Here is a 2,911-nt window from a genome sequence, read left to right on the forward strand (position 1 = left end):
GGCTGGCGGAAATCTGCGTTGTTTTTCAAAAGTCCGCTGTCTGAGCGGCTGCAAGACGCGAGTTCGGACTTTTGGAAAACGGTTTTAGCAGAATTCCGCCAGCCTAGAAGCCAGCCCCCGACGAAGCCCCGGCGACAGGCAGCACACGCCTCACGGGCGTCCGTATTTCAACAAAAAAAAGAACAGCAATGAACCTCAAATCCACCACTGCTCTTCACTCATGTCCTAAATCACTTTCCCATCAAAGCAACAATCTTCTCCTTCAGCTCCCGCGCATTCTTCTTCGGATCCTCCGCCTTCATGATCGCAGAAACAACCGCCATACCACTCATACCGGCACCCTCAAGCACATCCATATTCCCGGCATTCAATCCCCCGATCGCAACCGCCGGAATCGGAACCGCCTCACAGATATCCTTCAACGTAGAAACCTTGGTAAGGATCGTCACCACCTTAGTAGTAGTAGGATAAATCGCCCCCACACCAAGATAATCCGCACCAGCCTCATAAGCCTTCACAGCAGCCTCCACCGTCTTGGCAGTAGCCCCCACGATCTTATCCGGTCCCATCAGCTTCCTTGCCACAGCAACCGGAATATCAGAAGCTCCAACATGCACACCAGCCGCATCACAGGCCAGCGCCACATCCACACGATCATCAATGATCAGCGGCACATTGTAACGATCTGTGATCTCCTTCACCTTAAAAGCCTTATCCAGATACTCCCGTCCACCCTTATTCTTCTCGCGAAGCTGGACCAGAGTCACACCACCCTTACAAGCCTCCTCAACCGTACGGAGCAAAGACTCCTCCGTATGATAAGAACTATCCGTCACCAGATACAACGTTACATCCAAATCTTTTCTATCCATCATAATCCCCTCTTTTTCAGTACATTTCAATCTTCAACAGATCCAGCAGCTGTCGATCCGAAAGCCCATAGATCTCATCCAGCAGATTTACCTGAAAGCTTCCCGGACCGCGGGAAATCTTCTCCGCTTCCTCGCCGGCGATACCCATAAGTGCAGTACCAAGCACTGCCGCAGCCAGATAATTCCCGGATTTCCCATTTAATTCCGTCTCAACGCCAGACCAGACACCTGCCTCTATACTATCCGTCATTTCTTTCGCAATATTATCTTCGCACCCCGGCAAAAACGCCGCAGTCAGTGCACCGACCATACAGCCGGTTCCTGTGATCCCGGACAGCGCCGCACTGCCATTTTGTACCAGAACAACCCGTTCACCATCCGTAACAAAATCCTGTTTCCCGGTAGCCAGCACGATTGCCTGATTATTTCTGGAAAAAGCCTTAAGCACTTCACTGACTCCATCGATATTTTCCTCAGTCAGAGCATCCTCGACACCCGCATCGATTCCGATCGCATGAGACGGCAGCCCGGAAACAGCCAGAAGCTCTGACATATTTCCCTTCAGCACTGCCGGATGACCGATCCTTAAAAGCTCCCTCGCCAAATCCAGCCTGAGATCACTGCATGCAACCCCTACCAGGTCCAGAAGAACCGGAATCTTATTTTCCATCGCTGTTCTCATAGAACGCTTCATTGACTCGATTCTGGCATCGGTAATATTCCCGAGATTCAGCATCAGCGCACCAGCCGATGCCGTAATATCTGTCACCTCTGCCGGATGCTCCGCCATGATCGGCCTTGCACCTACTGCAAGGACCACGTTGGCACAGTCATGGATTGAGATCGGATTGGTGATGCAATGGATCAGCGGCTTTTCTTCTTTAATTCGCTTTCGCAGTTGTAAAATTCTTTGTCTCATATGTTTTTGAACCCAAAGCTGCCTGGAATTTCACCAGAAGACCTGCTTTACTCAGAGCCTTCAGGAAAATATAGGCAACACATCCTCCCATTGTGGTTGCTGCAAGGAACATCGGCGTATAATAAAATGCTGTCAGTCCACCTCTTCCCATCAGGAATGCCATCACCGGATAAGAAACCATAGATCCGATGATACCTGTTCCAAAGATCTCACCGATCACCGCGCAGATGATCTTGCCTTTGGAAAGTCTGTAGAACACACCTGAAAGGAATGCGCCAAATACTGCACCGGTCAGTGCAAGTGGCGGGATTCCCATAAACATCATACGGATCACGCCGATCATGGTCGCACAGAGAAGGGAATACCACGGTCCCATCAGAACCGAGCATACGATATTGACAAGATGCGCCGTGGGGCACATTCCCTCAATCCTCAGGATCGGTGAAATAACGACACCGATCGCAACCATCATTGCCAGCATTACCATACGAAGCGTGTGCATCCTTTGTTTTTCCATAGTGTTTTTCCTCCCTGAAATATCAGGCAGAGCCCTGTCAGATCCGGGCAAAAGCTTCCCGTCTGCTGCAGTCTGCCCTTAGATTTTGGCGGTCGAAGTTCCCTTACTTCCTCTCACTCCGAAAACACGGATTCCCATCGCTTACATGATCCTTCCGGAAAAATCCTCCGGAATATCACTCTCCTGCCAGACATTAAGGCGCTCCCCTTCCTGCCCGCTCTTTCGCAGAAGCTCCACATGCAGTCTCTGTCACTTTCACATCCCCACATTGTCAGACCATTCCAGTTCCATTCCTGCATCCGAAAAGAGCGCATCCCATGGCAAACTCCACGGAGACACGCTCTCAAATCACAATCCCTCCGTTGGCATTACCCAAATCAGGTACGGTCGAAGATCTATCTTCCTCTCAGCCTGTCACACAAGCTCCCGCTGGCTCTTTTCTTTTCTGTTTTTCAATATAGCACACACCTATCCCGTTGTCAAACCTCCACTGCTTATTGCTCTTTGCACTCCCGCCGGAGACGTTACTGTTCACTCCGTTCTCAGCAACACGCTTCGCGATGCACAGAATTTATGCTAATCGCATAAATTCGCGCGGTATGT

Annotated in this window: 3 protein-coding genes and 1 riboswitch; all 3 genes read right to left on the reverse strand. The window is 50.5% G+C overall.

The genetic code is table 11. The annotated features are described in order from the left end of the window. Positions 1 to 230 precede the first annotated feature (230 nt). The 3 genes from thiE to thiW are packed head-to-tail and all read right to left on the reverse strand — an operon-like array spanning position 231 to position 2,308. The gene (gene thiE, locus GPK58_RS12635) at positions 231 to 875 is read right to left on the reverse strand and encodes a thiamine phosphate synthase (RefSeq protein WP_330627265.1); all 645 of its coding nucleotides are present in this window, start codon (positions 873 to 875) and stop codon (positions 231 to 233) included. 13 nt (positions 876 to 888) lie between these two features. Then, a complete protein-coding gene (locus GPK58_RS12640; RefSeq protein ID WP_215638752.1) occupies positions 889 to 1,791 on the reverse strand; it encodes a hydroxyethylthiazole kinase in 903 nt (300 codons plus the stop codon). Then, positions 1,754 to 2,308, reverse strand: coding sequence for an energy coupling factor transporter S component ThiW (gene thiW, locus GPK58_RS12645; RefSeq protein ID WP_015526323.1), 555 nt, complete (start codon positions 2,306 to 2,308; stop codon positions 1,754 to 1,756). The genes GPK58_RS12640 and thiW overlap by 38 nt, the downstream gene beginning before the upstream one ends. A gap of 337 nt (positions 2,309 to 2,645) precedes the next feature. Beyond that, positions 2,646 to 2,748: riboswitch (TPP riboswitch) on the reverse strand. Positions 2,749 to 2,911: the final 163 nt, after the last annotated feature.

Source organism: Blautia sp. MCC270 (genome assembly GCF_018785605.1).
GTDB classification, from domain to species: Bacteria; Bacillota; Clostridia; order Lachnospirales; family Lachnospiraceae; genus Blautia_A; species Blautia_A fusiformis.